General features: G+C 69.8%; 19 protein-coding genes. 4 read left to right on the top strand and 15 right to left on the bottom strand.

Features of this window, described 5'->3' with window-relative positions; all coding sequences use genetic code 11:
- Window positions 1-122 precede the first annotated feature (122 nt).
- Window positions 123-536 (top strand): very short patch repair endonuclease, encoded by a 414-nt coding sequence (locus QQX04_RS10255; RefSeq protein WP_301128848.1) that lies wholly within the window; start codon window positions 123-125, stop codon window positions 534-536.
- Here the strand turns inward: QQX04_RS10255 and QQX04_RS10250 are convergent.
- Window positions 533-1,252, bottom strand: coding sequence for a M50 family metallopeptidase (locus QQX04_RS10250; protein WP_301128846.1), 720 nt, complete (start codon window positions 1,250-1,252; stop codon window positions 533-535). The genes QQX04_RS10255 and QQX04_RS10250 overlap by 4 nt on opposite strands.
- 111 nt (window positions 1,253-1,363) lie before the next feature.
- Entirely contained in the window at window positions 1,364-1,765 is a 402-nt protein-coding gene (locus QQX04_RS10245; RefSeq protein ID WP_301128844.1) for a hypothetical protein, read from the bottom strand.
- A gap of 123 nt (window positions 1,766-1,888) precedes the next feature.
- Here QQX04_RS10245 and QQX04_RS10240 point away from each other — a divergent pair, with 123 nt between their 5' ends.
- Entirely contained in the window at window positions 1,889-2,266 is a 378-nt protein-coding gene (locus QQX04_RS10240) for an ArsR/SmtB family transcription factor (RefSeq protein WP_301128842.1), read from the top strand.
- Entirely contained in the window at window positions 2,263-3,549 is a 1,287-nt protein-coding gene (locus QQX04_RS10235; protein WP_301128841.1) for an MFS transporter, read from the top strand. Before QQX04_RS10240 ends, QQX04_RS10235 begins: the two co-directional genes overlap by 4 nt.
- Here QQX04_RS10235 and QQX04_RS10230 read toward each other — a convergent pair.
- The 6 genes from QQX04_RS10230 to QQX04_RS10205 all read right to left on the bottom strand — a co-directional run bounded on the left by QQX04_RS10230 (window position 3,483) and on the right by QQX04_RS10205 (window position 9,448).
- Window positions 3,483-4,343: an alpha/beta fold hydrolase gene (locus QQX04_RS10230; protein WP_301128839.1), complete on the bottom strand. Its 861-nt coding sequence runs from the start codon at window positions 4,341-4,343 to the stop codon at window positions 3,483-3,485. The two genes, QQX04_RS10235 and QQX04_RS10230, sit on opposite strands and share 67 nt — an antisense overlap.
- 85 nt (window positions 4,344-4,428) lie before the next feature.
- Complete coding sequence (locus tag QQX04_RS10225; protein WP_301128838.1) at window positions 4,429-4,923, bottom strand: hypothetical protein; 495 nt, start codon at window positions 4,921-4,923, stop codon at window positions 4,429-4,431.
- A gap of 41 nt (window positions 4,924-4,964) precedes the next feature.
- Window positions 4,965-5,933: an alpha/beta fold hydrolase gene (locus tag QQX04_RS10220; RefSeq protein ID WP_301128836.1), complete on the bottom strand. Its 969-nt coding sequence runs from the start codon at window positions 5,931-5,933 to the stop codon at window positions 4,965-4,967.
- Window positions 5,933-6,811: an ABC transporter permease gene (locus QQX04_RS10215; RefSeq protein ID WP_301128834.1), complete on the bottom strand. Its 879-nt coding sequence runs from the start codon at window positions 6,809-6,811 to the stop codon at window positions 5,933-5,935. Before QQX04_RS10215 ends, QQX04_RS10220 begins: the two co-directional genes overlap by 1 nt.
- Window positions 6,808-7,782, bottom strand: coding sequence for an ATP-binding cassette domain-containing protein (locus QQX04_RS10210; protein WP_301128832.1), 975 nt, complete (start codon window positions 7,780-7,782; stop codon window positions 6,808-6,810). The genes QQX04_RS10215 and QQX04_RS10210 overlap by 4 nt, the downstream gene beginning before the upstream one ends.
- A gap of 148 nt (window positions 7,783-7,930) precedes the next feature.
- Window positions 7,931-9,448 carry a DHA2 family efflux MFS transporter permease subunit gene (locus QQX04_RS10205; RefSeq protein ID WP_301128830.1) on the bottom strand — a complete coding sequence of 506 codons (1,518 nt, stop codon included), beginning with the start codon at window positions 9,446-9,448 and terminating at the stop codon, window positions 7,931-7,933.
- Between QQX04_RS10205 and QQX04_RS10200 the strand changes: the two genes are divergently transcribed.
- On the top strand, window positions 9,447-10,079 hold the full coding sequence (locus QQX04_RS10200; RefSeq protein ID WP_301128823.1) for a TetR/AcrR family transcriptional regulator: 633 nt from the start codon (window positions 9,447-9,449) through the stop codon (window positions 10,077-10,079). The genes QQX04_RS10205 and QQX04_RS10200 overlap by 2 nt on opposite strands.
- Window positions 10,080-10,187: 108 nt before the next feature.
- Here the strand turns inward: QQX04_RS10200 and QQX04_RS10195 are convergent, their stop codons facing one another.
- The 7 genes from QQX04_RS10195 to QQX04_RS10165 all read right to left on the bottom strand — a co-directional run bounded on the left by QQX04_RS10195 (window position 10,188) and on the right by QQX04_RS10165 (window position 16,938).
- Window positions 10,188-11,999: an AMP-dependent synthetase/ligase gene (locus QQX04_RS10195; RefSeq protein WP_301128822.1), complete on the bottom strand. Its 1,812-nt coding sequence runs from the start codon at window positions 11,997-11,999 to the stop codon at window positions 10,188-10,190.
- A 72-nt stretch (window positions 12,000-12,071) separates the two neighbouring features.
- A complete protein-coding gene (locus QQX04_RS10190) occupies window positions 12,072-12,515 on the bottom strand; it encodes a YbhB/YbcL family Raf kinase inhibitor-like protein (RefSeq protein ID WP_301128821.1) in 444 nt (147 codons plus the stop codon).
- A gap of 118 nt (window positions 12,516-12,633) precedes the next feature.
- A complete protein-coding gene (locus tag QQX04_RS10185) occupies window positions 12,634-13,785 on the bottom strand; it encodes a HAMP domain-containing sensor histidine kinase (RefSeq protein WP_301128819.1) in 1,152 nt (383 codons plus the stop codon).
- On the bottom strand, window positions 13,782-14,492 hold the full coding sequence (locus QQX04_RS10180; RefSeq protein WP_301128817.1) for a response regulator: 711 nt from the start codon (window positions 14,490-14,492) through the stop codon (window positions 13,782-13,784). The genes QQX04_RS10185 and QQX04_RS10180 overlap by 4 nt, the downstream gene beginning before the upstream one ends.
- A gap of 129 nt (window positions 14,493-14,621) precedes the next feature.
- Complete coding sequence (locus QQX04_RS10175; protein ID WP_301128815.1) at window positions 14,622-14,927, bottom strand: SHOCT domain-containing protein; 306 nt, start codon at window positions 14,925-14,927, stop codon at window positions 14,622-14,624.
- 180 nt (window positions 14,928-15,107) lie between these two features.
- On the bottom strand, window positions 15,108-15,557 hold the full coding sequence (locus tag QQX04_RS10170; RefSeq protein ID WP_301128813.1) for an OsmC family protein: 450 nt from the start codon (window positions 15,555-15,557) through the stop codon (window positions 15,108-15,110).
- Between the two features lie 262 nt (window positions 15,558-15,819).
- Window positions 15,820-16,938, bottom strand: coding sequence for a branched-chain amino acid aminotransferase (locus tag QQX04_RS10165; RefSeq protein ID WP_301128811.1), 1,119 nt, complete (start codon window positions 16,936-16,938; stop codon window positions 15,820-15,822).
- Window positions 16,939-17,123: the final 185 nt, after the last annotated feature.

The raw sequence follows: 17,123 nt of genomic DNA, 5'->3' as shown, positions 1-17,123 counted from the left end.
AATGCGGCGGAGCTTCACTTGCAGCAGGGCACGTCGATCAATCGACTTTCGCATCAGCCTAGAATCTTCCTTTTGTGGGCATTGAGGCGAGTTGGGCGACCAACAGTGGGGTCGCTCGAGCCATGCGCGGCAACGTCAAGCGCGACACGAAGCCCGAGCTCGCAGTCCGTCGGCTCGTTCATGCCGCAGGTCTGAGATACCGTGTCGCGGCTCCCCCGATCAAAGGGCTGCGGCGCACCGCCGACCTGCTGTTCCGTCCCACCAAGGTCGCGGTCTTCATCGACGGCTGCTTCTGGCATTCCTGCCCCGAGCACGCGACCAGCCCCAAGGCCAACAGCGATTACTGGCTACCCAAGCTCGAGCGCAATCGCGAGCGCGACGCAGAGACCAACCAGCTCCTCACGGACTCAGGCTGGCTGGTGCTGCGCTTCTGGGAGCACGAGGACCCCGAAGATGTCGCGCGAGCCGTCGTTGAAGCGGTCCGTGAGCGTCGAGCTGAGCGCGAACCCGACCGACCCGCCGATGGCGCCCACTAACCCCCGAGCAACCCGCCCAGCAGCAGCCAAGCCCCGGCCGCAGCGCACCCCACGGTCACGAGCCAGAACAGCGCCACCCACACTCCTCCGGGCACGCGCGTGAGCCGTGCGAGCGAGTCCGCGTCGGACCCGGCCGCGCCCCCGCCGCGACGCGACACGGACAGCTCCACGACCGCACGCACCGCGCCGAGCATGAGCAGCCACGCGACGCCATAGGCGACGCCCACCCGCCATTCGGTGGGCGCGAACCAGGCGACGGCCACAGAGCCTGCGAGGGCGAGCACCATCACGAGGAACCCGTAGAAGTTGCGGATCAGCACGAGCACGACGACCAGGATCGCCACAACGATCCAGAGCAGCGCGAGCGGGTAGCCGGCGGCGATCAGCGCGGCTGCGCCGAGGCCAAGCACCCCGGGCGCGGGATAGCCAGCGAACGCCACGAGGGCGAGCGGGAATCGCTTGTCCTCCCCCACTGAGGTGGTGAGGCCCGATGTGTCGGAGTGCAGTCGAATCCCGCTGACGCGCCGCCCGGTCAAGGCCGCGATCACGGAGTGCCCTGCCTCATGCGCGATCGTCACGATGTGCCGGGCCACGTGCCACAGCACGGGCATCGCGAGCACCACGACGACAACGGCGAGAGGGATCAGCGCCGAGGTCGCCGACGCCTCAACGGTCGTGGTGACGTCGGCCCACACGCGGTCCCAGATCTCTCGCACGGGACGACGCTACGCGACGGAGTCGTCGCTGATCGGCATCTGGGGCGGTAGCGACGGGTATTCGCGACGCTCAGAGGAATGTGGGGCAGACGGCGGGACGCCCGTGCGCCCCTACTCGCAGTACGCGCAGATCCCCGTGGCGGGGAGCACAGTGAAGCAGGTCATGCAGAGCTTGGGCGGCTCCTCGGCTGTGGAGGTCTTCTTGGCCTTGGCCTTCTTGACGGGCTTGGGGGCGGGGCTTCCCGCGACGGGCAGTGGCACCATGCGCTTCTCTCCTTGTAGCGGCTGAAGGGAAACGAAGTCGGGCATCACGTACCCGACGATCCCTCCACCCGCGGGCGCCTCAAGCCCGATGAACTCGCGTGAGGCGGGGATGAACACGTGCTCATAGCCGAGCCCGCGTACTGCGTCACGGATCGCCGTGATGTTGTCGAGCGGCGGCTGCCAGTCGGCAATCGCGTCCTCGATCGTGGAGAAGTATGTTCGTTCTTCGGATGCTGCAGAACTGCTCACTCCTCCATGATGGACCTGTTTGGCGACACCCGTTGACCGCTAGCACACCAAGTTCTCGTGAACGGCCATCGAGGTCCTGCCCCGTCCGGGAGGCTCAGCGGCAAGCTATGCGAGAATCTGCGTATGAATGCAGATATGCAATCGGCGGCCATGAGCGACGACCCTCGCGTCGAGCTCGCCGTCGAGGTCTTCGCGATGCTCGCCGACGCCACGCGGGTCCGCATCATCCTCGCCCTGGACCACGGCGAGCTGTCCGTCAACGACCTCGCCGAGTCGGTCGGCAAGTCCCCCGCCGCGGTCTCGCAGCACCTCGCGAAGCTCAGGCTCGCCCGGATCGTGCTCACGCGCCACGAGGGGACCCGCGTCTTCTACAGGCTCGCCGATGAGCACGCGCGCCGCCTCGTCGCCGACGCACTTCACCAGGCCGAGCACGCAGTGAGCGACTCCCCCGCCCACCATGCGGCCGCGTCACCCGCCCGGGCCGAGGAGCCACGCGGGTGATCCAGGTCCTCCGCAACGCCACCTACGCGCGGCTCTTCTCCGCCCAGGTCGTCGCGCTCGTCGGCACGGGCCTCCTGACGGTCGCTCTCGGCCTGCTGGCCTTCGACATCGCTGGGGACGACGCAGGAGCCGTCCTAGGCACGGCGCTCACCATCAAGATGGTCGCCTACGTCGTTGTCGCGCCTCTCATCGCGGCGCTCGTGGACCGCCTGCCGAAGAAGACCGTGCTCGTCACCGCTGACATGGTCCGCCTCGCGATCGCTCTGAGCCTTCCGTTCGTGACCGAGGCCTGGCAGATCTACCTCCTCGTGTTCGTGCTGCAGTCAGCCTCGGCCACGTTCACCCCGGCCTTCCAGTCGCTGATCCCCGCGGTCCTTCCGGCCGAGCGCGACTACACGCGCGCCCTGTCGCTCTCGCGCCTGGCGTACGACCTGGAGTCGCTGCTCAGCCCGATGCTCGCGGCCGCTCTCCTCACGGTCGTGAGCTACAGCAACCTCTTCCTGGGCACCGCCGCGGGCTTCGCCGGCTCTGCGGTGCTGGTACTCGTCTCGCGGCTGCCCGCTCACCCGAGCGATCCGCAGCGCCTCACCTATTGGCAGCGCGCACCCCTCGGCCTCCAGGTCTTCGCTCGCACCCCGAGCCTGCGGTTCCTCATGCTCACCAACGTGGTCGTGGCGGCGGCAATTGCACTCGTGCTCGTGAACTCGGTCGTGTACGCGCGCGGCGTCTTCGCGAGGGACGACGCTGCGGTCGCCGTGGCGCTAGCGGCGTTCGGGCTGGGCTCGCTCGTCGTCGCGTTCCTCGTGCCGCGCCTGATCGAGAGGCTGGGCGTCGTGGCGACGATGAGGTTCGGCACCGCTGTCGTGTCCGTCGCGCTCGTCGCCTCCGTCGCGGTCACCGCGCTGGCGGTCGAGACGGGCCAAGGCTGGTTCTGGCTCCTCGGCACCTGGACGGCGCTGGGCGTCGGCACGTCCCTCGTGGCGACGCCATCGGCACGGCTGCTCGCCGAGGCCTCCACGCCAGGCAATCGCAACCTGGTCTACACCGCGCAGTTCGCGCTCTCGCACGCCTGCTACCTGGTCACCTACCCGGTGGCAGGCTGGCTGGGGGCGCGAAGTCTGACGCTCGCGGCGGCGGTGCTCACCGCACTCGCTTTGGGTGCTGCGTCGCTCGCCGCCGTCTACGTGCGACGCGCAGGCCTGGTCGGTGCGGCGCCTCAGCCCTCCGCGATGTCGGCGATCCAGCGCAACGCATCGAACGAGGACTCCATCACCGAGAGGTGACCGTCCTCGGGGCGCTCCCAGAGCTCCGCCGCGGGAATCGTCTTGGCAAGCCATCCGCCGTGCTGTGCCGGGACGACGCGGTCCTCACCGCCCTGCACCACCAGCGCGGGCACGCGGATGTCAGTGACCGAGAAGCCCCACGGCGCGACGTAGGCGAGATCATCCGCCACCAGGCCCCCGATCCCCTTCTCGGTGCCTGCCGCAGCGATGCGCTGGAACCACTTCCAGTCGCCTTGAAGCACTTCATGGTCCCTGGGCGTGAACATCTCGGGATCCCACTCGTCCGCGGCAAGCAGCTCCTCGAGCGCCTCGCCACCCTTGAGCGCCGCCGCGAGCTCTTCGACGCCGACGCCGTACATCCCTTCCCACCAGTCGTCGCCAAGGCCAGACGGGTCGCCCTCGGGGGTGACGAGCGGCGCAAGCCCCGCGATGCTCACCGCCGCGAAGACCCGCGCCGGCAGCAGCGAAGCGCACGCGAGCGCGTGGGGGCCACCGCCCGACTGCCCCATCACCGCGAAGCGTTCCACGCCGGCGGCGTCGGCCACTGCGGCCGCCAGCGCGGCCACGTCCGACACAGACCGCGTGCCGACGTCGTCCGAGCCGCCGTAGCCGGGACGGTCAAGGCCGAGGAATCGCACCCCCAGCTCGTCCGCGAGCGCGAACAGCGGCTCGGGCGGCTCTCCGATGTTCGGCGTCCCGTGATGCCACAGCACCACCGGACCGTCAGTCTCGCCGGTGTCGTACCAGCCGACGGAATGGCCGTCGACGTCGAGGATCCTTCGTTCCATCGCCATCACAGCACCGTAGGACATGGCACCGACGCATGCAGGCGAACGCGCGCCCCTCGGGTCTGCCGCCGGGGAAGCCACGCCCCGACGTTCAGTCGCCGTCGGGCTCCGGCTTCCGGTAGGCCTGCCGCATGTGGTCGCTGGTGAGGAAGTCTGCGACGCCGATCATGATGAGGCTGAACAGGATCTGCTCGGTGACCATCCACGTCGGATAGAGGTTCGGGATCGCGGCCAGCACGAGCGTGATCACGGGAAAGATCTGCGCGAAGAGGCGAAGCCGCTGGTAGGCCCACCGCCAGCCGAGCGAGGCGCGCCACGCGAAGTAGAACAGCGTCACGGTCATGGCGAGCACGACGAGGGTGCGCATCCACACGGCGAACGGCACGTCGTGACCACCGGAGTACAGCACGAGCGCCACGATCACCGCGGCGACCCCGAGCACCAGCTCCGCGAGGAGCAACCACATGACCCACCTGAACGCACGGCGCGTGCGCGGATGCGTGCGCGCCTCCTCGGGGACGACGATGTGGGCGTCTCGTCCGCCGGCGAAGCGGTCGACGCGCAGCAGCAGGTTCTCCAGGGGCACGGGGAGAGCCTACGACGGGAGGACGCGACAGCCTCGCGCGGTCAGGCGTCGAGCGACCGCCACCACGCGCCGATGGCCTCCGCATGCCAGTCGGGATCGTCGAGCCACGGCTGATGCCCGCAGCCGATCAGCATGTGCAGCGTCGCGTCCCGCATCCGAGCGACCCACGGCTCCACTCCCGCGCGCGGAAGGAACGGGTCCTGGTCCCCGACGAGCCACAGCGCAGGGGCCTTGACCGCAGCGAGCTCAAGCAGCTCCGCAGCCCAATGTCGTCGGGGTCCGCGCACGGTCGCCGCACGTTCGAGGAGCGCGAGGTCGTTCGGGAACGTGTCGGTCAGGCGCGCGACGGCTACCCGCCACTCGAGGTCGATCTTGGGCAGGCGCGGAGTGTCGATGATCCCGCCATGGCCCATGGTGCGGAACGACGCCCGCAGGTCCCGCTCGGTGACACGGTGACGTTGCACCGCCGCGGTCACCGGCGGCAGGGTGACGGCACGCATGGGCCACGAGAGGCGCATCCCCTCGACCGAGGGCACCCCCTCGATCACGATCGACCTCACCCGCTCGGGCCGCCTCGCGGCGAAGGCGAGTACGGCCATGCCACCTGCAGAGTTGCCCACCAGGTCCGCGCGACCGCCCGCGAGTTGATCGATCACGGCTACGAGGTAGGCCTCGATCGCATCCCGGAGCTCGCGTGCACTCATCTGCGAGTAGTCGAGCGGGTCGCTGAGCCCGCATCCGGGCCGGTCCACGACGATCGCTTGCACGCCGTCGAGCGCGGCCACGAGCGGGACGAACACTCCCCCCGCGGTCGGGTTGCCGTGCACGAAGACCACGGGGCGCCCCTGACCGTGCACCATCGCGCGCACACGGATCCCGAGCTCCGGCACCTCAACCCACCGCTCCTGGGGCTCGAGGCCGCGCAGCGTCCAGACGGCCCGCTCCGCCGCGCGGTAACCCTCGTCGTCTCGGCGGGACGGCGGGGCTCGGAACAGGCGCACGGAGGACATCAGCTGGGGTCGCGGTACCGCCACATGGTGAGCGAGCCGAAGACGGCGACGAGCCCTGCAGACCACATGAGCGACCAGGCGACCTCAGGCCCGGTCGGGAGTCCGTCCATGAGCTCGCGCACGGCCGTGACCAGGTGGGACACGGGGTTGACCTCGACCCAGGCCTGGAGCCAGCCGGGCATCGTGGACGGGTCGACGAAGATGTTCGAGCCGAACAGCAGCGGCATGAGGACGAACGACGCGACGCCCATGATCGCTCCGGGCGTGCGCAGGATCATGGACAGGAAGGTCCAGATCCAACCGAGTCCGAAGGCGAAGACGAGCACGAGGCCGATGCCCGCGAGCACCCCGATCACCCCGCCCCCGGGGCGCCACCCGATCGCCAGGCAGACCGCTGCTGTAATGCCTGAGGCGACGGCGAAGCGCACGGCGTCGCCCAGGAGCATGCCGACGAGTGCGGACGGCCGCCAGATGGGCAGCGAACGGAACCGGTCGAAGACGCCTCGGTCGATGTCGGTGCGCAGCGTGGTGCCGGTGTACATGGTGATGAACAGGACCGACTGCACGAGCACGCCGGGCGCGAGGAAGGCGATGTACGCCTGCACCGAGCCCTCAAGCGCGCCGCCGAACAGGTACGTGAACAGCAGGGTCATCATCACCGGGAAGACGGTCACGTCGAAGAGCTGCTCAGGCAGGTGCTTGATCTTGAGCAGCGAGCGCCACCCGAACGTCAGCGAGGTGGACAGCGGCGTGGGGCGCGCGGGCCTGGTGCCGCTGGTGAGCGCCTCAGCGATCGCGGAGACCGCGGGCGCCGTCTGCGCCGACGCAGCGCCTGCGGGCTCAGGGGCGTCGGGCTGGGTGCGGGTGTCGGTGCTCATGCCGCCACCTCCTCGTCCGAGCCGTCGGGACTGTCGGCGGCATGCCCGGTGAGGTGCAGGAACACCTCGTCGAGCGTCGGCTGTCCGAGCGAGAACTGCGCGAGCTCGAGCTCGGCCGCCTCGATCGCGGCGAGCGCGCTCGTGACCCGCGAGCGATCCTCGAGCGGCACCGCGAGACCGTGCGGGTCGGACGTCGTCTCCACCTCGACTCCGAGCTCGCGCGCCAAGATGCCCTGCACGGCCGCCAGGTCGGCGCGATGCATGACCCGCACGTGAAGCGAGCCCGAGCCGACCGAGGCCTTGAGCTCGCTGGGCGCGCCCTCCGCGATGATCCTGCCCGCGTCGATCACGGAGATCCGGTCGGCGAGCTGATCCGCCTCGTCCAGGTACTGCGTCGTGAGCATGACGGTGGTGCCGTGCGCGACGAGCGCTCGCACGATGTCCCACACCTCGATGCGGCTGCGCGGGTCGAGCCCTGTGGTCGGCTCGTCGAGGAACAGCAGCTCCGGCGTGACGACGAGCGAGGCGGCGATGTCGATGCGGCGCCGCATGCCGCCCGAGAACTTCTTCACCTGCCTGTCCGCCGCGCCCTCGAGCCCGAAGGCACCGAGCAGCTCGTCAGCCCTGGCGGTGGCCGCCGCACCTCGGAAGCCGTACAGCTTGGCGAGCAGGCGCAGGTTCTCGCGTCCCGAGAGGTCCTCATCCACCGACGCGAACTGACCCGTGAGCGCCACGCGGTCGCGGACGGCGTCCCCGTGCTGCACGACGTCGTGCCCGAGCACGCGAGCGGTACCCGCGTCGGGCCGGATCAGCGTGGCGAGCATGCGGATCGTGGTGGTCTTCCCCGCCCCGTTGGGGCCGAGGAAACCGTGCACACCCCCGCGCGGGATCGCCAGGTCGACATCGTCGACAGCGCGCTGCTGACCGTAGATCTTCGTGAGACCCGCGGTCTCGATCGCAAGCTCGGACATATGTCACCCCCGTGCCGCACCTCCGGGCAGCGCAGCCATCTCAGAGTACGACGCGGGGGTGACAGTGGGGAGGGCGAACCGGGCCGACGCTCTGGGCGCGGGCATGACGAGCAGGGTGCCGGCCTCGGGAGCCATCGCCTGCGACGGTTCAGGAGACGCGCGCGGGGACGTACGCCGGCTCCGGCTCCTCGACCACAGCGTCGGCGCCACCCACTCCCCTGCCCGCCGGAAGCGCGAGCCCTGCGACCGTGGCCAGAAGCAGGAAGGCGACTCCTGTCCACAGCGCAGGGATCGCGGCGTCCGTGTACTCGGTCGGGGTGAAGTCTCCGCCCGCGCCCGTGAAGACGGCGGTCAGGATCGCGACGCCGAGCGCCACCCCGATCTCGCGGAGCGTCGAGTTGGTGCCGGATGCCTTCGCGTGGTTCTGGGGAGCCATGTGCGCGAGCACCGCGGTGGCCGACGGGGCGAACACCAGTCCCATGCCGACGCCGGCCGCGATGAACGCGGGGATCATCGTCGCGTAGGCGACGTCGGGGGCCAGGACCAGGGCGAACCATGCGAGGCCGACCGCCTGGAGCGTCGTCCCGGTGACGATCAACGCCCGCGTGCCGACGCGCGGCGCGATCAGCCCCGTGAGGGGCGCGACCACGAGCGGCGCCATGGTCCACGGCATGGTCTTCACGCCGGCGGAGAGCGGCGACTCGCCCTGCACCACCTGCATGAACTGGATCAGGATGAAGACCGCACCGAAGATGCCGATGCTGAACAGCACCGCGACGGCGTTGGCCGCGGAGAAGCTGCGATCGCGGAACAGGCCGAGCGGCATGAGCGGCTCGCGGACCCGCGCCTCCCACACCAGGAACGCGACGAGCAGCACGGCACCGCCGACGAGACCGAGCAGCACCTCGGTGCTGGTCCACCCCGCGTCGTTGCCGCGGACGATGCCGAACACGAGCGCGAACACCGAGGTCACGGCGAGCACCAGGCCGACGACGTCGAGGCGGGCACGCGCGCCGTGAGACTCGCGAAGCGACCACCAACCGAGAGCGAGAGCGGCGATGCCGATCGGCACGTTGAGCCAGAAGATGGCGTGCCAGCTCATGCCCTCGACGACGGCGCCGCCGATCAGCGGGCCGAGCGCGACGCCCAGGCCGCCCACGCCGCCCCAGATGCCGATCGCGACCGGACGGAGCCTGTCGGGCACCGCGCCGGCGAGGAGCGCGAGAGACAGCGGGAGCACGGCGGCGCCTCCCGCTCCTTGGACGACGCGGGCGATGATGAGCGCCTCAGGGGTGGTCGCGACGGCGCAGGCCACGGACGCTGCGGTGAAGAGCGCGATGCCCGCGAGGAACACCTTCTTGCGTCCGAGCCTGTCGCCGAGCGCGACCGCCATGAGGATGAGGCTCGCGAAGGCGAGCGAGTACGCGTTGAGGAACCACTGCAGCTCCTCGATGGTCGCGCCGAGGTCTGCCTGCATGACGGGCAGGGCGTTGGTGACGACGAGGTTGTCGAGCGACGCCATGAAGACCGGCACCGAGACGGCGACGATCGCGATCCACAGGGGGATCTTCCGGGTGGTGTCCATGTCGAGCCTTCCGGGGTTGGTTGTAATCGGCTGATAACTACATAGCCTCACCGTAGTAATCAACTGATAACCTGTCAACATGTCTGCCGAAACTGAGCGCCGAAGCTCCTCCGAGAACCGCCGGGAGCAGATCCTCGCCTCCGCCACCGCAGTGTTCGGCGAACGAGGCCTCGCGGGCGGCACCACCGACGCCGTCGCCCACGGCGCAGGCGTCTCGCAGGCGTACGTGGTTCGCATGTTCGGCTCCAAGCAGGAGCTCTTCGTCGCCGTGACCGAGCGCGCGTGCGCGCGCGTCATGGAGACGTTCAGGGCCGCGATCGCCACGCTCCCCGCAGACTCGCCGATCCCGCAACGGCTCGAGGTGCTGGGCCGCGCCTACGTGGGCCTCACCGCCGACCGCGGGATCCTGCTGACGCTCATGCACGCCTTCACCCTGGGGCACGACCCCAGGATCGGCCCCATCATCCGCGAGCGCTACCTGGAGATCTACAGGATCGCGCGCGACGAGGCAGGACTCGGCCCCGAGCAGGCCAGCCACTTCCTCGCCACCGGCATGCTCATCAACACAGGCATGGGCATGCGCATGTTCGACGTCGCTGAGAGCGACGCGGACGCGCGCGAACTGCTGGGCTGCATGTGGGGCGACGAGGCCGACGAGGCGATCGCCCTCATGGCAAGCGTGCCCACGCTCCCCGACGTCGGCCGGCGCTAGCTGGGGGCGTCGGCTCCGCAAGGAAGGCGCATGCGCCGTCGGCCGCCGCTAGCCCCGAGGTGTGCTGGACACTGGCGCACTGACGCTCTCCCGCGCCGCGCAGGGACCCTACGACTGCGGCGCCGCGGACCCGCCCTTGCCCGACGTGTAGATCGAGTCGATCACCTCGGAGAAGTGCGCCATGACGTTCGCGCGGCGCACCTTGAGCGACGCGGTGAGCTCCTCGCGCGCCTCGGTGAACTCGCGGGGCAGGATGCGGAACTCGCGGATCGCCTCGGCGCGCGACACATGCTCGTTCGCGGCGGCGATCGCGCGGCCGATCAGCTCGCGCACCCGCTCGTGACGCGAGGCGTCCTCGACGCACATGTCCGGCAGGTCGTGCGCCTTGAGCCAGGCGGGAAGCAGGATCGGGTCGAGCGCGACGACCGCAGACACAAAATGCCTGCCGTCGCCGATCACCACGGAGTCCTGGATCGCCGGGTGGGAGCGCAGCGAGTCCTCCAGCACTGCGGGCTGGATGTTCTTGCCCGAGGACAGAACGAGGATCTCCTTCTTGCGCCCCGTGATGGTGAGGGCACCGTCGTGGATCTCTCCGAGGTCACCCGTGGCGAACCAGCCGTCGTGCAGGACGGCGGCCGTCGCGTCGGGCGCGTTCCAGTAGCCCGCGAACAGGTTGACGCCGCGCGCGAGGATCTCGCCGTCGTCGGCCACCTTGATCTCGCAGCCCGCGATCGGATGGCCGACCGTGCCCATGATCTGGTCGGTGCTCGGCGTGCCCATGTGGGCGGCGGTGGTCTCGGTGAGGCCGTAGCCCTGCATCACGGTGACCCCGAGTCCGCGGAAGAAGTGGCCGATCTGCGGCGTGAGCTTCGCGCCGCCGGCGAGCACGTAGCCCAGCTGGCCACCCATGAGGTGGCGGATCTTCTTCAGCACGAGCGCGTTCGCGACCGCGTACTGGGCCTTGAGCACGATCCCGTGGCCGCCCGTCTCCTCGGCCATGGACACCTTGCGCGCCACCCAGGCGGACCAGCGGAAGATCTTCTTCTTCAGCCCGGTCTGCGCCGCGTCGGCGCGGTTGTAGATGGTCTCGAGGACACGCGGCACGAGCGGCATCCAGGTGGGGCGGAACGATCCGAGGTCGGCGGCGAGCGTCTTGTGGTTCGGGGTGTACCCGATCACTGCGCCGGACGACAGGGCGAGGACCATGGCGAGGCGCGCGAACACGTGCGCGAGCGGCAGGAACAGCAGCACGCGAGTATCGCCCTGCACGAAGGCGCCGAAGCCCGGGTCCTTCTCGATGTTCTCGCAGTGGACCACGAAGTTGCCGTGCGTGAGCATGGCACCCTTGGGCCGGCCGGTGGTGCCGGACGTGTAGATGATCGTGGCGAGGTCGGCGAGCACCACGTCGGCCGTGCGCGCGTCGAGGTCGGCATCGGAGACCGCTGCGCCCCCTGCGGCGACCTCGTCCAGACCCTCGGGCGTGAGCGCGACGGCCGTGGGCGCCTCCTCGAGGTCGGCGAGCATCGCCCGCTGTTCCTCGGTCTGGGCGGCGACCACATCGATGCCCGCGTCCTGGACGATCCACTCGCACTGCTTGGCGGAGGACGACGGGTAGATCGGGACCGAGACACCGCCTGCGGCGAGCACCGCGAAGTCCATGACCGACCACTCGAGGCTCGTGTCACCCATGATGCCGACGCGGTCGCCGACGCCGACGCCGGAGGCGATGAGCCCCTTGGCCACCGCGCGGACACGCTGTTGGAACTCACCGATCGAGACGGGAGACCATTCGTCGGCCTCGGTCTTGATCTCGGCGAAGGGCGCTGCTGGATCCGCCTCGGCTCGAGAACGAAGCAAGGCGGTCAGGTTCATGCTCTCGGCGACGGTGGCGAGGCTGGGAGACGTCATGCTGCTCTGCATGCCTCCACGATAACCTACGGAACCGTAACTTGAGTTAATGCGAACCTTTGCCGGAGGCCACGCACCGGACCCCTACCGTGAGTACGTCGCGACGATCCTCGCCTGCTCGATCACGGCGTCGGCGTAGTCGCGCAGGAACTCCTCCCGCGTCGGCTCCCCCACCACCTTCCGACTCAGGGCGTACACCCAGAAGTAGTAGTGATGCGTGCCGTGCCCGAACGGCGGGAAGGGACCGACGTACCCGAAGCTCTCGTCGTCGTTGAGGCCAGGGCGGCCGATCTCCTCCACCACCTCGCCGTCGAACGGCGGCAGACCGTACAGCGTCCAGTGCGTGAAGCCATGCGGCAGCGGCGCATCCGGGTCGTGGCAGACCAGTGCGAGCTCGACCGCCTCCTCAGGCACCCCCGTCACCGTCATCCGCGGGGTCTCGGACCCCACCTGACCGGCGAACCTGTCGTCGATCCGCTCTCCGTCCGGGATGTCTGGGCTGCTCAGCGCCAGGTCCTTCAACTGCACGATGGGCTCCTCTCAGGGTCACACCCTCAGCCCTTCCATCATGCACGGACCAGCGCTGATGTGCGACCGTAAAGTAGCCGGGAGCGCACCGAGGGTCCGCACCACAGGCGGACCCGGCTCAACGCGCCGCAGGCAGGGTCACGACGAATGTCGCGCCCCGGCCGACGCCAGCGCTGTCGACTGACACTGTCCCGCCATGCGCCGCCACGAGCGCCCTCACGATCGCGAGGCCGACGCCCGAGCCCCCGCTTGCGCGGTCTCGCGCGGCGTCGGCCCGGTAGAACCGTTCGAACACGTGCGGCAGGTGTTCGGGCGAGATCCCGGCGCCCGTGTCGCTCACCACGAGCTCCACTCCCGCCTGCCCCGCGCGGGCGATCAGCGACACGGTTCCGCCGGCAGGCGTGTGCCGGAGCGCGTTGTCCACGAGGTTGCCGAGGACCTGTGCCATGCGGTCGGGGTCCACGTTCACGTCCGACAGGTCGCCGCTCGCGTGCAGCTCGAGCGCCACGCCCGCCTCAGAGGCACGCTCCCGCGCCGCGAGATGCGCAAGCCTCAGCAGATCCCCCGGCGCCATGCGCGTCAGCGCCATCGACGCCGCGCCGCTCTCGGCCCTGGAGACCGCCGAGAGGTCCTCGCTGAGCCTCGTGAGGCGCGCCCCCTGGGCCCGCAGCATCGCGACGGTCTCGGGGGTCAGCTCGGCCACGCCATCCTCAAGCGCTTCGAGGTAGCCCGTGATGGTCGCCACCGGCGTACGGAGCTCGTGCGCCACATCGCCGATCATGCGTTGCCGCAGCTGCTCGCTCTCCTCAAGCCTGCCGGACATCTGGTTGAACGAGTCTGCGAGCTCATCGAACTCCCGACCCATCTGAGGCGACCCGACGCGCGCCCCGAAACGGCCGTCGGCCACCTGATGCGCGGCACCGCTCAGCTCGCCGAGAGACCTCGCCATCCGACGGGCCAGGACCACGCTGACGGCGGCCGCCACGAGCGCCGCGACCGCGAGCGCCACGCCCATCGCCGCACCGGCGGAGCTTCGATACGCGAGCTCGGCCTGCTGGAGCTGCTCAGCAGCCACACCACCCATGCCCCCATGACGGCGCATCTCCCCCATGAGGTTGCGCTCGAACACCTGCGGGCCGATGCTTCCTGCCACGAGCCACGCCGTGACGGCGACCACGAGCACCACGAGACCGAAGGCGCCCATCAGCAGCCACACGAGACCGACGCCGCGAGGACTCCGCGCGGACGGTACCGGACCTGTGCCGCTCATGATCCGACCCCGATCCGATAGCCCACGCCGCGCACCGTACGCACATACCGCTGCCGCTCGGCGGAGTCGCCGAGCTTGAGCCTGAGGTGGCGGATGTGGACGTCCACCAGGTGCTCGTCCCCCACCCAGTCGCCGCCCCACACGATCTCGAGCAGCATCGCGCGGGTGAGCACGCGCGTCGGCCGGGATGCGAGCGCGGCGAGCACGTCGAACTCGGTCCGTGTGAGGGGGATCGGCTCTCCGGCGAGACACGCCTCGCGCGCCGGGACGTCGACCTCAAGATCGCCCACGACAAGCGTGGGCTCGACCTCAGACTCGGTGGAGGCTGGCGCCACCCGAGGGCGGCGAAGCATCGCCCGCAGCCGCGCGACGAGCACGCGGGGGCTGAACGGCTTGGTCATGTAGTCATCCGCGCCGACGGACAGCCCCACGAGGGTGTCCACCTCCTCCGCGCGCGCCGTCAGCATCACCACGTAGCAGTCGGAGAACGTCCGCAGCTGTCGGCACACCTCGATCCCGTCGATGCCGGGCAGGCCCAGATCGAGCACCACGGCGTCGGGATCGAGCTCCCGTGCGCGGTGAAGCGCCGACTCGCCGTCGTGCGCCACGGCCACCTCGAAGCCGTCCTTCTCCAGATAGCCGGCGACGAGGTCGGCAAGCGCGGGCTCGTCCTCGACGACGAGCGCGCGGGGCTGCACGGCGGTCATAGCCCCATTGTCGCTGCTCACCATGCTTCTCCTCAGGTCGAGCCCGCCCGCACCGCCCTCGAGCCGCGACCCCGACGGCCTGGGGACGCCTGCTCCCTGCCGCTCGGCTGGCGGCGCGGACCGTGTCCGTCAGGCCTCTTCGAGCGCGGTGACCCTCTCTCGGAACTCCGCGGCGTCGATCTCGCCTCGGGCGAGCCTGTCCTCAAGGATCTGGCGAGCTGACGACTGCGGCGGCGCCGGCTGCGTCGCGGGCGGCGTGGAACCGGCCGCCTGGCCGTCCCCACCCTGTCCAAGGATCCGGTCACGGGTCGCAAGCCTGACGGCCACGTAGACGAGCCCCGCGAGCAGCACGATCAGGAGGATCGCCCAGAGCCATCCGAAGTCGAACCCGTCGCTCATGCCATGGCCGTAGCCGTGGCCCCAGTCGTCCCACATGACGCTCCTTCCCGCGAACCTCCGTGATCCGCCGACCCCTCCAGAGTGGGACGACGACCTCATAGATTCAGCACAGGAACCATGAAGATTCGATGAAGGTCGACGGGGAGCGTGCGGGGAGCCCGTACGGCGGCCCTGCTGGCGGCACCGAACGGGCTCCCCGTGGCCCTGAGAAGGAGGTCAGACCTCCACAGCGACCTGCTTGACGATGCTGATCGAGACAGGCGTCTCGTGTGCGATGTTGTCCGAGACCGGGCAGCGCGCCTCGGAGATGCGAGCGATCTCGGCGAGCTCCTCGTCGGTCGCGTCCCCCGTCACCTCGATGGTCACGTGGATGGACTGGTAGCCGGCGCGCGCCTCCATGGACTTGCCCATGAAGCGGGCAGGGTCCAGCTCGCCTGTCGCCTTCGCTGAGAACGACGAGAGGGTGACGCCCCGCTCCTTCGCCACGAGATGGACGACGACGTTGAGGCACCCGAGCAGCGAGCCGAGCGTGTACTCGACGGGGTTGGGTCCGAGGTCGCCGCCTCCGAGCGCTGCGGGCTCGTCCACCACCCACTCGAAATCACGTGCCCTGACCGCAAGGCCGGTGTCCGAGGTGGAGACTGCTGTCGCTTCGAAACTGAGCAAGGTTCCGCTCCTTTGAGGATCCCGCGCGGGCCGTTCATGCTGGCCGTGACGGCTCCCGCGGCGCCGTCGGGCTCAGCGGGGACCTTCTCGAATCATGGAGCGACTTCTGGCGCGCCTGGGGGACCAAGGTCCCGATGGGGTGCGATACCAGGCAGGAGACCACGTCGTCGGCTGCACGGCGTGCCGTCACCCAGGCGAAAGGCCCGCCTTCCGCTACCCCGGAGGGCGCGGCCGACGGGCCTGTCACGTCACTGCAGACGCGTCAGCAGATCGTCTCCATCCAGCCGTACGTGTCCTCCGCGCGGCCGTACTGGATGTCGGTGAGGGTCTGGCGGACCTTGAGGGTGACCGGGCCGGGCTGGCCGTCGCCCACCTGCTGCTCGAAGTCGGTGGAGCCCATCTTGCCGATCGGCGTGACGACGGCGGCGGTGCCGCACGCGAACACCTCGGCCACGTCGCCCGAGGCGACGCCGTCGCGCAGCTCCTTGATGGTGATGTCGCGCTCGACGACCTTCAGGTGGTCGTCCTCGAGCAGCTGGATGATCGACGCGCGGGTCACGCCCTCGAGCAGGTTGCCCGTGAGGACCGGGGTCACGACGGTGCCGTCCTTCATGACGACGAACACGTTCATGCCGCCCAGCTCCTCGAGCACCGTGTCGGTCTTCGCGTCCAGGTAGAGCACCTGGTCGTAGCCGCGCTTGCCCGCCTCGATCTGGGGGCGCAGGGACGACGCGTAGTTGCCACCGCACTTGGCGGCACCGGTGCCTCCGGGGCCTGCGCGGTGATACTCCTGCTCGACCCAGATGGACACGGGCTTCACTCCGCCGGAGAAGTACGGGCCCGACGGCGACGCGATCAGCAGGTAGTCGACGGTCATGGGCTGACGCAGCCCGAGGAACACGTCGGTGCCGATCAGGAACGGGCGCAAGTACAGCGAGGACTCGGGGATCGTGGGGACCCAGTCCTTCTCGAGCTCCACGAGCGCGCGGATCGAGGCCATGAAGTCCTCGGTGGGGAGCTCCGGAAGCGCCATGCGCCAGGCGGACCGCTGGAAGCGCTCGGCGTTGGCCTGAGGGCGGAAGGTGCGGATGGTGCCGTCGGCCCACTTGTACGCCTTGAGGCCCTCGAAGATCTCCGACGCGTAGTGAAGGACCGACGACGCGGGGTCCAGCTGCAGCGGCGCGTACGGCTCGATGCGGCGGTCCGTCCAGCCCTCGTCCATGGACCACGTCATGCGGGCCATGTGGTCGGTGAAGTTCACGCCGAACTTGAGGCTCGACAGCTTCTCTGCCCGCTCGGCCTCAGTGGCAGGGTTCGGGTTGGCGACGACACGGAAGGCCTCCGCGGTCGATGCGTCTGTGGCCGATGAAGACGTGGTCATCGTGAGGTCCTTCCTTGTCGTGTCGATGGCGGGGTCTGGGGGTGAATCTACTCGCGGCAGGTTGCCGGGAGGTCACGCGGTGGAGCCGGAAGTGGCTCTTGGTGAGGTGAACGCGTCGGGGGGGGGGGGGGGGGGGGGGGGCGGCCCCCCCCCCGCGGGCCCCCGGGGGGCCGCGCCACGCGCCC

The sequence above is a fragment of the Demequina zhanjiangensis genome (assembly GCF_030418315.1).
Lineage (GTDB): Bacteria > Actinomycetota > Actinomycetes > Actinomycetales > Demequinaceae > Demequina > Demequina zhanjiangensis.
The sequence above is the reverse complement of the archived record's forward strand: the minus strand, read 5'-3'. Positions and strand labels throughout refer to the sequence as shown.